At 33.3% G+C, this 18170-nt stretch carries 11 protein-coding genes; 4 read left to right on the top strand and 7 right to left on the bottom strand.

Annotated features, from left to right (window positions below):
• Positions 1-33: 33 nt before the first annotated feature.
• On the bottom strand, positions 34-3348 hold the full coding sequence (locus DPQ89_RS14380; protein ID WP_164848434.1) for an exodeoxyribonuclease V subunit beta: 3315 nt from the start codon (positions 3346-3348) through the stop codon (positions 34-36).
• Entirely contained in the window at positions 3345-5711 is a 2367-nt protein-coding gene (locus tag DPQ89_RS14375) for a PD-(D/E)XK nuclease family protein (RefSeq protein ID WP_127717728.1), read from the bottom strand. The genes DPQ89_RS14380 and DPQ89_RS14375 overlap by 4 nt, the downstream gene beginning before the upstream one ends.
• Positions 5712-5791: 80 nt before the next feature.
• Here DPQ89_RS14375 and DPQ89_RS14370 point away from each other — a divergent pair, with 80 nt between their 5' ends.
• Positions 5792-6637, top strand: a complete 846-nt coding sequence (locus DPQ89_RS14370) for an Hsp33 family molecular chaperone HslO (RefSeq protein ID WP_127717727.1) — start codon at positions 5792-5794, stop codon at positions 6635-6637.
• A 1-nt stretch (position 6638) separates the two neighbouring features.
• Here the strand turns inward: DPQ89_RS14370 and DPQ89_RS14365 are convergent, their stop codons facing one another.
• Entirely contained in the window at positions 6639-7667 is a 1029-nt protein-coding gene (locus DPQ89_RS14365) for a hypothetical protein (protein WP_127717726.1), read from the bottom strand.
• Between the two features lie 666 nt (positions 7668-8333).
• Here DPQ89_RS14365 and DPQ89_RS14360 point away from each other — a divergent pair.
• The 3 genes from DPQ89_RS14360 to DPQ89_RS14350 are packed head-to-tail and all read left to right on the top strand — an operon-like array spanning position 8334 to position 12781.
• Entirely contained in the window at positions 8334-10349 is a 2016-nt protein-coding gene (locus DPQ89_RS14360; RefSeq protein WP_127717725.1) for a heterodisulfide reductase-related iron-sulfur binding cluster, read from the top strand.
• 54 nt (positions 10350-10403) lie between these two features.
• A complete protein-coding gene (locus tag DPQ89_RS14355) occupies positions 10404-11837 on the top strand; it encodes an NAD(P)-binding protein (RefSeq protein WP_127717724.1) in 1434 nt (477 codons plus the stop codon).
• Entirely contained in the window at positions 11834-12781 is a 948-nt protein-coding gene (locus DPQ89_RS14350) for a glycosyltransferase (protein ID WP_127717723.1), read from the top strand. The genes DPQ89_RS14355 and DPQ89_RS14350 overlap by 4 nt, the downstream gene beginning before the upstream one ends.
• On the opposite strand, the gene DPQ89_RS14345 is transcribed toward DPQ89_RS14350, so the two are convergent.
• From DPQ89_RS14345 to DPQ89_RS14330, 4 genes are read right to left on the bottom strand one after another with little or no spacing between them, the layout of a single operon-like run.
• On the bottom strand, positions 12764-14329 hold the full coding sequence (locus tag DPQ89_RS14345; protein ID WP_127717722.1) for an ABC transporter ATP-binding protein: 1566 nt from the start codon (positions 14327-14329) through the stop codon (positions 12764-12766). The genes DPQ89_RS14350 and DPQ89_RS14345 overlap by 18 nt on opposite strands.
• A 55-nt stretch (positions 14330-14384) precedes the next feature.
• Positions 14385-15593 (bottom strand): glycosyltransferase family 2 protein, encoded by a 1209-nt coding sequence (locus tag DPQ89_RS14340; RefSeq protein WP_127717721.1) that lies wholly within the window; start codon positions 15591-15593, stop codon positions 14385-14387.
• Positions 15590-16822: a twitch domain-containing radical SAM protein gene (locus DPQ89_RS14335; RefSeq protein WP_127717720.1), complete on the bottom strand. Its 1233-nt coding sequence runs from the start codon at positions 16820-16822 to the stop codon at positions 15590-15592. The genes DPQ89_RS14340 and DPQ89_RS14335 overlap by 4 nt, the downstream gene beginning before the upstream one ends.
• Positions 16812-18113, bottom strand: coding sequence for a twitch domain-containing radical SAM protein (locus DPQ89_RS14330; RefSeq protein ID WP_127717719.1), 1302 nt, complete (start codon positions 18111-18113; stop codon positions 16812-16814). Before DPQ89_RS14330 ends, DPQ89_RS14335 begins: the two co-directional genes overlap by 11 nt.
• Positions 18114-18170: the final 57 nt, after the last annotated feature.

Genomic DNA, 18170 nt, shown 5'->3' with positions numbered 1-18170 from the left:
ATCATATCAATAGATTGCAATAAACTGGTGCTCTTAGAAGTGGCATAAATTTCCAAATGTACACTTCTCACAATGTTCCTGATTAGTCTTATCAGGCTTTGAAGTAAGTCTCCAATAATCTCCAAGTTCTTTAATCAAGTTTTCGTAGTTAGTATTGATAGTCACGTTTTCATTCATATCAACAAACGATAAAGTCAATTTAACGTTCACATTTTTGAATTTTGGAAACAAAATTTGATAAGCATATGCATAAGTCTTTAATTGGAACCAATACGGTACTTCTTTATCTTCCGCTCTCTTTCCTGTTTTAAAGTCCCAAATTTCTAGTTCATTCTCGTCTTTTGGAATAAGAACTAAGTCTGGTGTTCCAGAGATCATTTGCCCAAAGAATGGAAATTTAATTAGCTCTTCAGAGACAAATTCATGAGACTGCTCATATTTCTTTAACTCAGCAATGGCCCAATCAAAAGATTTGATATCTTTATTATTTCCACTATCAAGTAGAGCTGCAGGTGCAATCCAGTTTCTCTTAATGGCAAAGCTTAACGCCTCATGAATGAGTGTTCCTCTTTCAGAAGAAGTCACAATCTGTCCATTATCCTCTTCGATAGATTCTGATTTCTTAACTCCACTAAAAATAGACTCTTTACCTGTGATTTTTTCTACTTCTTCTTCTGAAAATTTACAAACATTGAGTAAGTAGAACTTACGAGGACACTGAGAAACCGAAGCAAGTCTTGTTACAGAAAGTTCTGAAATAATTCCAAGATCTAGATTTTCTTGTGTAGAATTTTCTAATCCTAAACTATCAGTATGAAAGAGAGGGGCCTTAAGCTTTACAAACTCACCTTTAATCTCTTCTTGAACACAGGACCAAGATTTAAGCTTTTCCATGAAGTCGATCTTATTGATAAGATCCTCTTCTTGCCATTTACGAAGACCACAAATCCAACTATTTTTAGAGCTATCAAGAGAGTCGCCATCATTAGATAGGTCAATCCAATATAAGAACTTTTTAGCTCGTGTACTTGCAACGTAAAATAATCTCTTTGATTCAGAAAAGTCTTTCTTTCTTGTTAATAGACCTTCATAGATAAAAGTTGGCGTTATATAGGCCTTCTTTTGTTGTGAGTCTGCCTTCCACTTGAAGCTCCACGGCAACTTTCCAAACATATTCATCTCAGGCATTGTTTTACCGTTATTATGAATACCGCCTAAGAATACATGATCGAATTCAAGACCTTTTGAAGCATGGGCCGTCATTATTTGAACACGTTTTGTATTTAGGCCATATTCAAATTCAATAGAGTATTTAACATCTGCATACCCATTCAATTTTATATGAATAATCTCAATATCATCTCCACACATCTCGCAAATTTCTTTAAGGATTTGCCCATTATTCTTATGGTTTGAGTTTAAAACACCAAATGAAAATGTAAATTTTAAGAATGCGTTGTAAACACCTACAGAAATAAGATCCTGCTCAAACTGAGCAATTCTTTGAATATAGTCGGTCTGGGAATCAATGTGTAATAGGTTAAAGTAACCGTTAAGATGAAAAATTAAATTACTCTGCTCTTCCACATTTTTAGAACTTAGCAAGTATTTTAGCAGTATATTAAAAATCCCAAGGATTGGGTCTTCTGCAAGAGGTACTTTTACTTGAGCAGTAAATCCAATTTCATTTTTAATTAATTCATTAATTAAATACTTTGAAGGACCTAAATTTTTATAAAGAATACAAATCCCATCATCTGGACTCTCTTTAATAATTTTTTCAATATGACTATAAATAGATTGTGCTTCAAAGAATGATAGATCTTCAGATTTAGGTTTTGAGTCTTCATCAATGTGAGAACTTATATCAAAGTCAGTGTAAATAATCTTTCCACTATTCTCATCAGACCTTTCAAAAGGATATGACTGATAATCCACTTCTACACTATGGTGATCAACACCTTCATAGTTATGTCCTAGTTTAAAAAGGTAATCAAAAACATAGTTATTAAAATCAATCACAGAATGAGTAGATCTATAATTATTATTAAGTTTTAGCACCTGAGGTGTCTTTTCCATACACTCTTTAAAAACCCCTAACTCTCCACCTCTAAAACCATAAATGGCCTGTTTCATGTCTCCAACAGTAAAGAGTTTATTAAAGTCTTTATCAATGATTCTCTCAAGCATTTCAAATTGAATTTCAGAGGTATCTTGAAATTCATCTACTATAAAATATTGATAATTTAGCGCAATAGCATCTCTTGTTTCTTTTACCTTTAAAGAATTTGATACATAGTACTCCAAGTCAGAAAAAGTAAAACCTGGAATATCACGGTAGTGCTTTTCAATATAATCAAAGATCATCTTTGAAGATTCCCACCAGTGCTTAACATCACTATCAAGAGACGAGATGGTGGCCTCAATATCATCAATATACTTTTTAACAAATGCTCTTACCTCTTTAACTGCATTAAAGTGCTCTTCAAGCTCATTTGTTAAAATCTTCTTAGTTGGTCCAGTCAATCTAGACACACTATTAAATACTTCGTTTAAAACTTTTAAGTCATCAATACCTTTTGGAACTCCGACATTTTGCACACAAGACATTGTACTAAACCAAGCCTTGTCTGAGTGATCCTGAAAAGGGAGGAGATCAAATTTATCATTCCAAATAAAATCAAGCCCTAATAGAGACCAAATTTTCTCCCATATAATTTCAAGGTCAGTATTCATATTATCGAACTCGAGCTCTTTCCATTGCATTCTAATCTCAGGGGCGCCAAACACACTAATCATTGATTTAATTATTTGTTTAGAGTTTAGAGATATGATTTTTTTGAATTCGTTACTTGGTAGCTCATCAAGATGGTTTTCAAACCAGCGTTCAAAGAGTTTTGTGATTCTTTCTCGTGACTCACTTTCTGAAATAATTGCAACTGTCGAAGCAACGCCAGGAATAAGTCCTTGGCCGATAAGCTTGTAACAAAAGCCATGAATAGTACTTATAGTCATATAGTCAATTGACTCTTTAACAAGCACCCATTCAGAAAGCTCCTCTTTTGCAACAATTTCTAACTGGGCCTCAATTCTTTCAATCATTCTTTCATAAATTTCCCCAGCGGCCTTCTTTGTGAACGTCATAAGGACAATTTTTGAAAAGAAAGACTGAAGCTTAGATTCAAATTCTAGTAGATTTAATCCTTTATTATTGCTTATGAAATCACTTGCCAAGTAGATCACATGTTCAACTAAAACGAATGTCTTACCTGATCCGGCCCCTGCGCTTAGAAGGACACCACCCGTATGCTCTATTGCTAATTTTTGTTCATCATTAGGTGCTCTCATATTGATGATCCCCTTGTACATAAATTGGCGACACTGCAAAAGCCACACACATCATCCTTTAAAGGAGATGCCTTCCACTGAGTATCATTTTTTAATGAGTCAATAATCTCTTGCTCAAATTCCTTATATTCAGAAAACCAAGAACTCATATCGTCGAAAACTGATTTTCGACTTGAAACCTTATAGTTAACCTTAGCCATAAATTCTTTTCCAAGCTCATGCTCGCCATTAATAATTAATGACTCTTCAGGTTCCGAGAGATTAACATAGCCCCAAAAAATCACTTTCTTAGGATCTTGCCCAAGATTATTTAAATAGAATGGTAATTGAACTTTAGAAAATTTCTCAATATCAGTTTTAGAAGGAATGCTAAATCCCGATCTTTTGAAATCTAGAACTGCAAGTTTATCTTCAAACTTAACGAGGCAGTCGATTCGTCCAGAGACATCATGACCGGCAACAAGAGGTGCTTCAAATAAAACTTCGCTTCCCGGTAATTCATTCAATATATTCAGCACAAATTTGATTCCATTTTCGCTATAATTCAAGATTTCATAGATTGATAACTTCTCTTTCATTTGCGCAAGGTTCTTTCTATTTTCTACAATATACTCTCGATAAGTTTTCTCAACTGTCTCTCTAAAGAATTCTTCGTCCCAAGTTTTTTTCCCTTTAAAGTATTTTTCAATTACTTCATGCTCTAAACTTCCTATCTCGTTGGGGCGAAGCTCTTTAGTATTATTAGAATTTATTTCTTTTCTTTCGATAAAAGAATAATAAAACTTTCTAGGACAATCGATATAGGTTTGAATTTTACTCGCAGATATTTTTGCATTAAAGCTTTCATATTCTTTAACGAGAACATCACTCTTTTTATTACTTTTTTCTCTTTCTAAGACCTTTTCTTTTAACGTAATCCCTTTTAGAAAATCATTCCAATTTTGATCGCCATCTAAGAGTCCCTCTTGAATACAGAATTTATATGTATTCTCCTTTATTAATTCCCTAAATTTTTCACGCACGATGAGAAATTCAAGTTCAGGTCTTTGGATTGGACCAAGAGCAGATAGGAATTGAATCACATCTTCTTGATAGCGACTTCCTCCCTTTTTAACCCCTTGATAATCCTCTGAGATAATAAATAGTGGTGATGTCGTCTTGCCACAATTTTCAAGTTCATTGAGGCCATAGAGAGAACATTTTTGTTGCTCATCATTTATTGGGATAAAGTAATCTCTTGGGAAATTTAGGTTTAGTATTTCTCTAAGAACTTGTAGATCGTAGAATTTAAGCACTTCATTATCTTCAGATAAGTTAATATAGTCTTCTAAGGCATCTAGTACCAAAGATAATACCTTAATTAGTCTAAAGTTCTTTGCATCACTCTTAGTATTTAACTCACTAGTTAGTAGCTCTTGAATATAATTTGTTAAAGTCTCAGCACTAACTTGCTCTCCAACGACTTTTTCTAGCTGATCTAGAACCTTCTTACCATAGGAGCTAAAGAGATCGGCGGCCGCTCTAAAGTTTGTTCCTTGGAAACTGGCCTCTAAACATGAATCCACAGAGAGTTTCTTTTCAGCGAGTAAAATTTCTGTAACCGTTTCACTTTCGCTAATTTCAGCTATCTTGGTAGCAAGTCTCTTTTTAGGATAGAAGAAAGTTTCTACTTCATTCTCATAGTTAACAAGTTCTTCGTTAAGCTCTTTTGCCTCAAACCAACGAATCCAGTCTCTTTGTCTTGTTTGTTTAAATACTTCCTTTGAAAAGGGAATAATTACCGTATTACGAATTGCAAGGGAATTGAAAAAATCAATTTGTCCCGAGTTAATATGATTAAAGCCCCAAAAAATAAAAGTTTCATCCTCACTACATAGATCGCCCTCTTTTAGATGATGGGATAGAATCTCATTTGCTTTATGCTCATCTACAATTTCAAGTTGTTCAAGATAGGCCCAATAGATTGGCAAACTTGCCTGAATGGCCTCATCATAAAAAGGTAGAACTTCCTTTATGAGTTCAAAGTCTAAACTATAACCTCTAAGTTCTGTAAAAAGGTTAAATGAATCAAAGAAGGAATCGGCAGAAAAAGAGCTAAGCTTCTTTTTCCAGATAGTGGCCAATTGACCAAGAAGTTGCGCTTTTCTTTTTGCGACTAAATCTGGATCAACAATCTGAAGTAAATCTGATGCAAATTTAGATACAGTGAGAACTTCAACTCTTTGTGGATTTGTCATCTTGGCCCTAAGGGCATCCGCGGCCATTGGGTGAGGACAAATTATTTTTGCTCTTTGTTCACTATTTTCTAAAAGTTCTAAATCATAGATTTCTTTGGAATTTGAATATAAATATACGCTTAGCACAAGATTTTCCCCATGACACTCAAAGTCTAGTTGTGTTACTCAATATCCCATCATCATAGCAAAAAAAGGTTAAAAGCATAATGTTAGAAGACAGTCGATTATATAGTTTTATGGATAGAGAAAATAACTTTACCGTTCACTTTCTGGAAGGGCAAAAGTTAATTCACGATCTTGCTATAATTCATAATGTAAAGGGTCAGGGTTTTTCATATTTTAGAGATACTGTGCTAACCGCTCAAAATCTAGTGACTCTTCTAAAGCCAGGTGAAGGTCTTGGGTTATTTATTGATTCTGAAGATCCTTACTTTAGATTGAAGATAGAGATGAACCACGCAGGAAGAATGAGAACTTTGATTCTTCCTGAAACATTCAATGAGTCTCCAAAAGAGATTACAGGCGTGTGTAGACTATCTAAAATCTTTCCAAATAATTCTACTCCATATACTTCTGTTATTGATTTGAATAAGAGTCAATTTACTCAAGTTGTTAACTCTATTTTGAAAGATTCCTATCAAATGAAATCTGAAATTCATGTTTCACAAGATAGTGATCAGAGCATGATGTTGGTACAGCTTCCTCCAGTAAAAGTTGATAAAGAGGAAATTATTGAACCGATGAATATTAAAGAGTACTGGATGAAAATTCAGGCCACTGTAAATGAGCTTTTTTCTAAATCAACAACTGAGCAATCTATTATTCAAAAATCCTTTGAGGATCTAGGTTTAACATTCTTAGGAAGTAAATTAATAGAGTTCAAATGTAATTGCTCAAGAGAGAGAATGCTCGCTTCTATAGGTTCACTATGTCAGGCTTCAAGTATTGAAGAAGTATTTGAAGGTGATGAGAATATCGAAAGCAAGTGTGACTACTGTAAGACTTTTTATCTTATCACTAAAGACGATGTTATAAACTATAGCTTACAGTAAGCTATAGTCCTATAATGCTAAGTGGAGACTTTCTCTCTTCAGGTGACCACAAAAATCTCTCAAAGACAGAGCTTTCTTCATAGATACCACAAAAATTCTCTGCCCTTGGTCCTTTTGCAAAGCTAGGGGACATGAGGCTATTTCTCTTATAAAGAAGAAATTTTCCTTGTTTATCAAATTGCTCCCACTGCTTACCTGATCTTGGCAGCTCGATATTTCTTGAACCAGATCCTGTGACGACAACTAAGAGCCTAGGATCCTTTGCTTGCTCAGACAGAAAGAAAGCGTACAGTCTTTCGATCTCAGATAGTTTCTCCCTAAGGGACTCTACATCTTTTCTAAGAATTGTTTCTTGTAAGCTAAAGTCTCTAACAACAAGCATACTTCTGACTGTTTTATTTTTAAATTTATTAAAGATAGCTTTGGCATTATTTTCTAAGCTAGCGTAACAAATACCTGCTCTACAACTCTTATCATAAAAAACCTCTCCATCTCCATGAGGTAGATCTTCTTGAAAGTGAAATCTCTTCGCATCTTTATTTGAACTATCACTCATTTTCCATAAAGAGATAGACTTATCTATTTGAGTCTTATCACTATTACATTTCCAAGAATTTAGAAGCGAGTCTTCATCTTTGACTCCACTTTCTAAAACCCCAATTTGAAATCCTATATTTTTAAAACTTGTCCACATAGGAGAATTTTCATAATCAGAACAATTACCGACAATATTTTTGGTACCAAATATCTGAGAAAGAAAACCTCTCGTAGCATCTGGTCTTAAAGTATAGAGATTATAATTCCACATCTTGCCCATACATGAAGACTCTTCAAAAGGTCCACCTAGCTCAAGAGCGGGCCTGGAAAATCTTTGGATAGCTAATATTTCTTCTGTAAGGCCAGCAATCTGCAACCACACAATTCGATTAGGATCTTCACTAAAGCTATGCTTTTTAATATTGATTGTTTCTACTTTTGAACATGAAATCGAAGAGATTAGTGCTAAAGCAAGTAATAGATATTTATTCATTCTCTTTCCCTTAATAAGAAAACTCCAACCGATTGGGACAATATAATTAGTGCTTCAATTATAGCCGAAGTTCCAAAGAAATAGGTGACGAAAAAAGGCCAGGAAAAAAAGGCTACTCGGTAACTTCTCTCAATTAAAACAAACGCAAGTCCAATCATCGCATAAGTAGACTCGGGCCCAGATAAATTAGAAAGTGAGTAGAAAATAATAATAACAAATAAAGGAATCTTTTTTAGGGCCCTTTTCTTCTGTCTTAGCGCAGTATTATCAATATAGGAGCGCAAAATTTCAAAAGTTGCTGAAGCTATTACTACCGCTAGCGACATTACGGATATCTTAAACAAGATCTCACGAGGAAATTCCAACCAAGGAACAATAGAGTAAATAGTAACTCCTCCCAAAGTGCAGCCGTAAAAGAGCCTATGCGAAAGGATTGTCTCTTTATTTAGGTAGCAGACTAAAAATAGTGGTACCAATAAGAGACTTAAATACTTTGATGTTATAAATATATCAACCAAGTGGATTCCTATTTTCTTTAGCGAATAGTAAATTCTCTATGTGCCTAAAATTTCTCATTCATTTATTACGCTAAATCTACTATTCTATTAGTGAAACTGATATAAAAACAATATTTTGACATACCGCAAGAGTGGTAGGAGAAGAGCTATGGATGCAACGTTAGCAAGCCGTGAGATTATGTGGAATATACCTTCCAACATGAAAGTGGCAATGTACGTATTATTTTTTGCGAGTATCGCTTACATGATTAAAGGGTTTCACTCTAAAATGATGTTCGTTACGGCAGGCGAAGGAATTAAAGGATTAAAGAAGCTTCTTCCTGAGAAACTAAACTGGGGAGCATTTTTCAAGACTGCTCTTTTAACTGGTAAGGTTCCTAGGTCTAAAGATGTTAAAATTTTTCACGGATTAATTTTTTGGGGATTCTTCATTCTATGGATTGCAACTGATCTTGTTGCAATTCACTACGATACACCATTTAAGATCTTTCAAGGTCCTCTTTATATAGTCGTATCATTTGCTGCTGATATTGCAGGACTTATGGTTCTAGTTGGTATCGCACTCGCTTTTAAAAGAAGATATATTAATAAACCAGCCTATCTTTCTTCTACTAAACCTAAGCAAGAACTCTTCATGTATGCGATGCTATCAGCACTAGTTATACTAGGATATTTCATTGAAGGCTTTAGAATTTTAGGAACAGGAATGCCAGAGGGTGAAAGAACTTGGGCCCCAATTGGTTGGTGTCTAGCGAGTCTATTTCAAACTTTCAACCTAAGTGATGGTACTTTGGCAGGAATTTATAAGACACTATGGTTTGTACATATGGCCAACACAATGGCATTTGTTGCAAGTATTGGGCATTCTAAATTTTCTCATATCTTTCTTTTACCATTCCAAGCGCTTATCACTCCTCCAAGAAGAGGTGCAGTTCTAAATCCAATGAACTTTGAAGATGAAAATGCTGAAACTTTTGGTCTTGGTAAATTATCAGAACTTACTGCTAAGAATAGAATTGATCTTCTAACTTGTGTTGAGTGTGGACGTTGTACAAACGTGTGTCCTGCTAATAATGCTGGAAAGAGTCTTGATCCTAAGCAGATTATTACAAAGGCGAGAGACTTTGCTTTTGATCTTCAAGCTAAGGGTGAAAGTGATGGAGAGCTATGGGAAAACCCTATCTATGCCTCTAACGAGATCGATGCTTGTACTACATGTGGTGCTTGTATGGAAGAATGTCCTGCCAATATTGAACATGTTAATATCATTATGGAGGCCAAGAGATATAAGACTTTAACTCTTGGAGATATACCTCCTGCTGCTGCAGACGCTGCAAATAAAATCAAAATTAACGGAAACCCTTGGGGAATCACTCAAGAAGATAGATTCAAGTGGGCCGAAGGAATGGATGTTCCTGTCATCGAAGCTGGTAAGAAAGTTGATTACCTCTACTATGTAGGCTGCGCTGGGTCATACGATGCCAATAACCAAAAAGTTGTTCAAGATACAGTTAAGCTCTTAACTAAAGCGGGAGTAAGCTTTGCTGTAATGGGGAAAACTGAGAAATGTAATGGTGACCCGATTAGAAGATTTGGAGATGAGTATACATTCTATGAAGTTGCTATCGAAAATATCGCGAATATGAATCAGTATGATTTTGGAAAAGTTGTTACTCACTGTCCTCACTGTCTACACACGATTGGTAAAGAGTATGGGAAGTTTGAAGATGGAGAATTTGAGACTGTTCACCATACTGAATTACTGGCGGAATTAATCAGAAGTGGTAAACTAGTACCTGAAAGAAAGTCGAATGAAGAAGTTACATTCCACGATCCATGCTACCTTGGTAGACATCACGGTGAATACAATGCTCCAAGAGAGATATTGAAGGCCTCAGGTGTTTCTATTAAAGAGATGGAACAAAATAAAGAAAAGGCCATGTGCTGCGGAATGGGTGGTGGAAATATGTGGTATGAGCTTCCAGAGGGAGTTCATCTTGCAGAGAAGAGACTCGAGCATATCGGTGAAACAAAAGTTGAAAAATTAGCAACAGCTTGTTCTTACTGTATGATAAACTTTCATTCTTCTAAAAATGAACAAACGAATACGGATGGAATTGAAATTGAAGACGTTGCCACTGTACTGGCCAAAACAATTCTTTAAAAAATCACTTAGCCTGGAGCCCAAGCTCCAGGTTCATTACCTCCGTCCTACTTCATGAACAATAAAACATCCAAAAGTATATTAATTATTGGAGCAGGACCTGCCGGACTAACTGCTGGATACTTTCTTGCCAAAACTGGTCATGAAGTAACTATTTTAGAAAGTAATAATCAAGTCGGAGGATTAGCTAAAACAGTAGAAAAGAATGGCTATAAATTCGATATAGGTGGCCACCGTTTCTATACTAAGTATTCAGAAGTTAATGAATTCTGGAGTTCATTACTCAGTAAGAATGAGTTCTTAAGCAGAAAAAGAAAGTCTCGAATATTTTTTAATGGTACTTATTTTGATTATCCAATCAAAATTAAAGAGTGCTTTCTTAAGTTTAATATTTTTACAAATATTCAAATACTTTCAAGCTATCTAACCCACCATCTAAATCCATTTTACAAAGTAAATAATTTTGAACAATGGGTTAGTAAGAAATTAGGGAAGAAGTTATTTGAATTCTTTTTTAAAAGCTATACAGAAAAAGTATGGGGAATTCCTTGTAATCAAATATCTGCGGACTGGGCAGCGCAAAGAATTCAGGGTCTTTCAATACCTTCAATTGCATGGAATGCCTTTACGAGAAGTTTTAATTTTAACTTTAGCTCTCCTAAAACATTAATCTCTAATTTCAAATACCCAAAAAATGGTCCTGGTCAAATGTGGATGAGCTGTAAGAATGAAATTGAAAAAATGGGTGGAAAAATCAAGCTCAATCACTTCTATGAATCTGTAGAAAGAAATGAAGATAAATGGAGTGCAAAGTATCAAACGAATTGTGAGACTTTTATAAACAATTATGATGAAGTAATTTCTACAATACCAGTTAACAAATTTATCCCTTCAATAAAAAGCTCTAGTTATCAATCTATTTTAAATACATCACAACATTTCAAACATAGAGACTTTTTAACAGTTTCTTTAATGATAAAGAAATGCCCTAGTTTTGATGATAACTGGATTTATATACATGAAGAAAGAGTAAAAGTTGCAAGGGTTCAGTTCTTTCACAATTGGTCAGAAGCAATGGTACCAAGTAAAGAGAAGGCCTGTATTGGACTGGAATATTTTTGTTCAAAGAAAGAAGATTTTTGGAACCTCTCAAATGAACAGCTGAGAGATTTTGCCATAAAAGAAGCTATCGAACTTAATTTTATAAACTCAAAAGATGATGTGACTGACTTTGAAGTTATAAAGGCGCCAAATGCTTATCCTATTTACCATGATAACTATAAAGAAGATTTAAAAATCATTCGTAATTTTCTCTCAGAAAAATGTCCTGGTATTCACTTAATTGGTAGAAATGGAATGCACAGATACAACAATCAAGATCACTCCATTCTAAGTGCTATCGCTTGTAGTGAACAGATAAACAACTCTCCTTCAGCAAGAAGTCCATGGGAGTTATTTGATGACGAAACTTATATTGAGAAAAGATGATTTCAATAATTATTCCCTGCTACGATTCCTTTCACTTAAAGAAAATAACTAGGCACTTCGAAGATGAAAATGAAATAGAAGTTATAATCGTTAATGACAACCCGACTCGTAGCATTTCAGGTATCAACGCATCAAATTTTCGAATTATTAATAATCAAGAAAACTATGGGCCATCAAAGTCTAGAAATATTGGCTTGCAATCCGCAAATGGAAGTATATATATATTTCTAGATAGTGACGTTTATCTGTCATTAAATCAAGTGCAATATATTAAAGAATATTTTGAAAAAAGAAATGAAATAAGCTTTCTTACATCTTATCTTGATCAGAACATTGGTGAAAATATATATTCTCACTTTAAAAATATATATATTTGTTACCAATTCTCAAAACATTTAGGGCAGGTCGATTTCTTATATGGTTCAATGACAGCAACCAATTCGAAGATATACTGGCCAGAAAACAAGAGGATTGTTGAAGATAATTATTTTGGACTTCAACTGAGCAGAGCAAATATACCAATATTTCTTTCTCCTGAGTTACAAATGAAGCACTTAAAAGAATATACTTTAAAAAGTATATTCCTCTATGACTTAAAAATATCATTTCATATGGCCGAGTTGATATTACTAAAAACAAAAGAGAAGATAGGTGATTTAAATAAAGTCACTCACTCAAATAGAGCACACCTCTTGGCATTAATATTTTTATTAATCACTATTTCAGCTTGGACTATCTCTTACAAGATATCTCTGATTTCTTTTCTTTGTTGGTTAACGTCAAACATTTCATTTTTTGAGTTTATAAAAAAGAACAAAAAATTTTCAATGTTAAAATATATCCCAGTAATGACAATAACTCAGTTGGCACAAATGTTTGGTGCAGGCTTAGGATTGATTTATTATAGTACCTACAAAAAGACTTCTCTAGAAGAGATCATTTGAAGATTTAATTTTTTCTAATAGCTCATTATCTTCTACTAAAACACCTGACTCTAATTTGAATATATTATCGACCCATTTCAAAGAAAATAAACGGTGAGTAACTATAATTATACTCAAATCAGGGTAAGTTTCTTTAATTTGATCAAATATTTTCTTTTCAGAAACTAGGTCAATATTAGAAGTAGCTTCATCTAATATTAAAAGACGAGGGAGATTATATAGTGCCCTAGCAAGCATTAACTTTTGTTTTTGTCCTAACGATAAATTTTCTCCATCTTTATTAATGAAAGCATAAATCTCGTAATCCATTTTTTGAACATCATCCATAAAGTCGCATAATAGAAGAATCTCTTTCATGCGACTTTCTTCTTCTAAGGTGAGAGAGGACTTTCCTGTGATATTTTCACTTAAAAGCCCCTCAAAGATAGAACATTCTTCAGTAAGATATGAAATATTCTTCCTAAAAAATTGAGGGTCATCTATTACAGTGCCATTGATTTCTACTTTAGAATGTAATGCAATATTCTTTGAAAGAATACGTAAGAGGGTACTCTTTCCAGTTCCAGACTTACCAATGATTGCAATTTTATCACCTCTATCTATTGAAAAAGATAAATTAGAAATAACCTCATTCCCATCATAAGAAAAGTATAAATCCTTAACTCGCAATGAGCTCATCTCCATGTCACGTACATTATTTGTCCTATTATCCTTACCTATCATGGCCTGAGAAAATAGCAATTTAGTACTTTCGAATGAGTTAATACCTTCTCTAAAAGAAGAAATACTTTCAAATAAATTGAGTAATCTTGGAATAATTTTCAGAAGTAATCCTATAAGAACTAATGTTTCAACTTCTGCCCGATTACCAGCCTCTTTTAGAAGAAATATAAAGACAATAATGATTACAAAAAAATCTTGAATAGAAATGAAGCGATTCTTAAGCATTTCCTTGTGAATTAAGTGATCAAAGAATCTGTTATTTTCTACTTTTAGCTTTTTTTCAACAATAGAACTCAATGAAAAGTACTGAAAGCTTATATGGCTTTTAATATATGTTGAAAGAAAGTCTACTACCTTATCGTATGTGACAATTTCTTTATGTGAATATTTCGCGTACAGAAGAATAGTAGATGAGCAAACAACTAGTACAAAAAAGATACTATAGAGGCTTACATTAAAATATGTAGCTAATAAGAAGTAACCTGCAATTAAAACAATATCTGAGCAAGTATTGATAACTCCTTCAATCCCCTTGAAAAAGTTAAAACTTTGACTACTGATTGTATGAAACAATCTATCTTTCTTCTTACTAAGAAACTCTGAATCGTATACTCTGCCTAACTGAGAAAAACTAAAATTGAGAAAATCTCTAACAATAATTTTGTTAATTAGTAAGATATTATTTACATATAGATATCTAAATAGAATACAGATCAAAGAGAAGATAAGAAATAATATGATCGAAATCTGAGAGGATTTTGAAAGACTATTAACACTCTCAAGAAGAAATATAAGAGAAAAAATTTCGCAAAATGCTTCAAGCATTCTATATAGTAGAGTTTTCTTAAATCCTCGCTGTGTATATAAATATTTAAAAAAACTAGTATTCAGACAAAACGCCTTGATCAATTAAGTCATTCTTAATACTTGTTTCTAAACAGTACTTCTTATCCCCGTTAACCGTATTTCTAATAAAGTAATAGCTTGCACCTTTTAATATTTTATAGGTTAAGCTTTTAAAATCAAATAATGCCAATTGCTCATTAAAGTATATTATTCTAGCATATTCGCTTAAAGCACCATCCTTTCGTGTATTATATTGAAACTTATACTTGGCAATTTTGTTCTCTTTAAACTGACCAACAAAAACACCTAAACATCTTGAAAGTTCACACATTAAATTAATTAAGTTATATACTTCGAATGTCTTAAAGATTTTGGAAAACTTAGAGAGAAGCATCATTAAACCTTGAAGATAATTAATAGAACTCTCCCTAACCTCTTCAATGTATAATTCTCTTGTTATTAATTGTTTAGAATAATTTTTATTTTCATTCTTTTTAGCTAATTTCTTTTCTTTTTTCTTCTTTTTAGTCATTGCAGGACGGGACCATTTTCTAAGATAATCATTCTTATAATAGCCGTGCCAAAAGTCTCTTATTAAGTAATCTATAAAACCTTCACCATGAAAGTAAACATGAGCAATAGCATTTGGTGTTGATACCAAATCAAAGCCATTCAAAAAAACTCTTCTAGACAAGTCTATATCTTCATGTCGTACTAGATTTGTATCAAATCCATCTACGCTTTCTAGAGCGACTCTAGAATACATACAAGCAGCAGAATTTATCATAGGTGTTTCATAACAAAGAATATCCAGTAGAATAAAACTACCGCCTGTAGAATACTCAGTAGACTGAGACCTATAAGTGTCTAACAAAGTATCTCCATCAGAAGCCGGTCGAATTTGCCCCTGACCACCACCAATATTTTTAAAATTCAACTCAGAATAAAGATTGAATAGCCAGTTATTTTCTATGACAACATCTGAATCGACAAAGGCAATATATTCGCCCTGTGAAAACTTCCAACCAGTATTACGAGCAAAAGAGCGACCTTGCTTAGTCTCAAGTAAATATTTAACATCTGTAAAAGTTGTAATTATTTCTTTAGTCTTATCAGTTGAATTATTATCAACAGCAATAATCTCAATTTCAAAACCAACTCTCTTGTTAGAAATTATCGAATTCAAGGTTTTAGAAATCGTTTTTTCACAATTATAGCAAGGAATCACTACTGAGACTTTCATACAAGCTCCTCTTTCTTAATATCTCTAATTTTGTCTAGAGAATCAGTAAACCTATCGAAGTTCTTCAATTCACCTTCATTCAAAGGGTTACTTAGAGTGTCTATAATTTGTTTATAATTTGTAACCCCGAGATCATCATACTTATCTATAAGTACTTGGATAACTTCTTTTGCCTTTTCTTTTTTCTCAAGACTTAGATTTACAATACTAAGATATTTTGGCCAATGAACAAAACCAATAATCAAGAACTCATCTAGACGAGTAAACTTCTCTCTTTTCTTGAAGTTCATTGAGATTAGCCATTCAACAAAGTCACTAAAGTGAGAAACGTTAATATTATTTACAGTATATAGAATACGAACTTCGTAGTTCTCTGGTAAATTGTCATATCTTTTCAAATTCTCCTCTATCACGGACCAATTACTTGGATAGCGTATATATCGAGCATATCTATCTTTACCATCAACACTCAAAAAGAATTCAACTTTTTTAAATTTATTCCATGAAGGAATCATATCATCTAAGTAAAGAGTAGCGTTAGTGTGGTATCTAATTATTAGATGAGACACATCCTGTTCTGAAGAAATCTTTTTTATAAAATCTAAATGTTCCTTCACTAGAAGTGGCTCTCCACCACCAATTACCATCGTCTTAATATATGGAATTAAAGACATGAATTCTGACCAAATATTTTCCTGAGTTACCCACGAATAGTCATTCATATCTATTTTAACTCTATCATTCCACTGATGATAAAGTAGTGATCCTTTATTCAAGTGCTTTATTAACTTCTTTCCTCTATCAATCCACTTACTACTTTCTTGTGGCTGACACATTATACATTCAAGATTACAGTTATTTCCGAGTCTTATATCAAATGACTGGGCCTGCTTAGAAACTCTACCTGTCAAACTCGAAACTTTGAATATCTCTTGAATGTCATTTTTACTATTGTCTTTGCACCAACTTTCATTTTCTACAAGTCTATGACTTTTAATTCCAAGCTTCTCTTCTTTGTAACAGACCTTACAATCAGAAAGCTTAATACCTAACCTCATCAAGATTCTAACTTTTCTTAAATATATAGAGTTCCAAAACTCAGTTATGCTTGAATTTTTATAAGACATTTTAGAGTCATTATATGCCATACAGCATAGAGAAAAATTACCATTTGTTCTAACTGCCACATGACTGAAAGGTAAGGCGCATACGGAAGAATTATTTTTCATATGACCTCAGATACCCATAAGTACTTGGAAGAGATTTCTCAAAAGACTGTCCTCTATTCTTATCTAAAATCTTAGTATATGCTAGGAAGTCCTCTATTTTCTCATCGCTAGAGTAGTTCATATTACTTTTTAAATAATTAACTAGACCTTTAACACCTGTAAACAAATGAAATCTTTTTCCAGATAACTGATAAATGAATAAAAAAGCAAAATATAAAGGGTAGAGTTTGACCAATGCCTTTTTCTTCATCTTTGGAGGAAGAATTTTAACATCTAAAAAAACAGGCTCTAAGCAATATATCAAATCAACAAAGAAATACTTACGATATCGAAGTTGTAATATTAAAAGGTAATACATTAGTTTATGTAGTGATAATAAGTTATAAACCTGAACAACAGGACTAACGCTAATAAAGAGATCTCTAGACTTTTTACTGGCAAGCTTATGAATATTTCTCTGAACATTCTTCCACCTACTGCCTGACCTAATATAGTCATTAACTTCACCATAGCCATCGATACTCATAATGGCATTGACAGAGCGAAACTCCGAAATCAAGTCTAAGAACTTCTTAGGAAGTGTATTTAAGTTTAGATTAAAAACTAAGTCGATATCCTTTGCATAACCTAGACGTACACAAGTAGACATGAATATATAGTTAGAGTTAATTATAGTCGGCTCTCCACCTGTAAGGTAAGCCTTCTTTAGATTTGGAATGATCTTTTCTATATCACACCAAAAAAAACTATTCGTATCCCAGTCTCCATTCACATCATTGTCAATATTAGATTTTTTAAGAATTGAATTATAGAGTTCAGCATCTTGAGTCTTATCAATCGCATTCCACTCTTTACTAATTAAACTTGAATTGTGAGGATTACACATTCTACATTTCAAATTACATTGATTGCCTAAACGTAGATCAATATACTGAATTTCGAGATTATCAACCTTAGAATAGATTTTTTTATAAGACTCTTCTCCTAATCTCTTTTTCCATTCACGATTATTTAAAATTCGATAGCTGTCTTTTCCGGCTTTCTCTTGAACATAGCAACTTTCACAGCCTTCAAGATATTCTCCATTAGTCATTCTCTCTCTGATAGTCCGAAGAAAGTTACTTTCCCATGCTTCAAAAACCGTATCACTCTCAATATGAGCTAATCCTCCATTATTGGATCTAGTTCTGTCTTTATAAGCAATACAACAATGAGTGAAATGTCCGCTTGGAAGTAGCGCTAAGGATATCCAAGGTTGAATACAGATAGATTTATTGTCATGTGATTTCACTTCAAAATTTTAGCAAACTATCCTCTCTTAAGTAAATGAATAAATTGACAAAATCTT

The sequence above is a fragment of the Halobacteriovorax sp. HLS genome, from assembly GCF_004006665.1.
GTDB lineage: Bacteria > Bdellovibrionota > Bacteriovoracia > Bacteriovoracales > Bacteriovoracaceae > Halobacteriovorax.
Note: the sequence above shows the minus strand (reverse complement) of the source record. Positions and strands in the feature narration are given on the sequence as shown.

Excerpts from the sequence above, each read along its gene's own strand:
- DPQ89_RS14335 (WP_127717720.1), bottom strand. The coding sequence starts at position 16,822 with ATGAAAAATAATTCTTCCGTATGCGCCTTACCTTTCAGTCATGTGGCA.
- DPQ89_RS14380 (WP_164848434.1), bottom strand. The coding sequence starts at position 3,348 with ATGAGAGCACCTAATGATGAACAAAAATTAGCAATAGAGCATACGGGT.
- DPQ89_RS14370 (WP_127717727.1), top strand. The coding sequence starts at position 5,792 with ATGTTAGAAGACAGTCGATTATATAGTTTTATGGATAGAGAAAATAAC.
- DPQ89_RS14340 (WP_127717721.1), bottom strand. The coding sequence starts at position 15,593 with ATGAAAGTCTCAGTAGTGATTCCTTGCTATAATTGTGAAAAAACGATT.
- DPQ89_RS14360 (WP_127717725.1), top strand. The coding sequence starts at position 8,334 with ATGGATGCAACGTTAGCAAGCCGTGAGATTATGTGGAATATACCTTCC.
- DPQ89_RS14350 (WP_127717723.1), top strand. The coding sequence starts at position 11,834 with ATGATTTCAATAATTATTCCCTGCTACGATTCCTTTCACTTAAAGAAA.
- DPQ89_RS14345 (WP_127717722.1), bottom strand. The coding sequence starts at position 14,329 with ATGCTTGAAGCATTTTGCGAAATTTTTTCTCTTATATTTCTTCTTGAG.
- DPQ89_RS14355 (WP_127717724.1), top strand. The coding sequence starts at position 10,404 with ATGAACAATAAAACATCCAAAAGTATATTAATTATTGGAGCAGGACCT.
- DPQ89_RS14365 (WP_127717726.1), bottom strand. The coding sequence starts at position 7,667 with ATGAATAAATATCTATTACTTGCTTTAGCACTAATCTCTTCGATTTCA.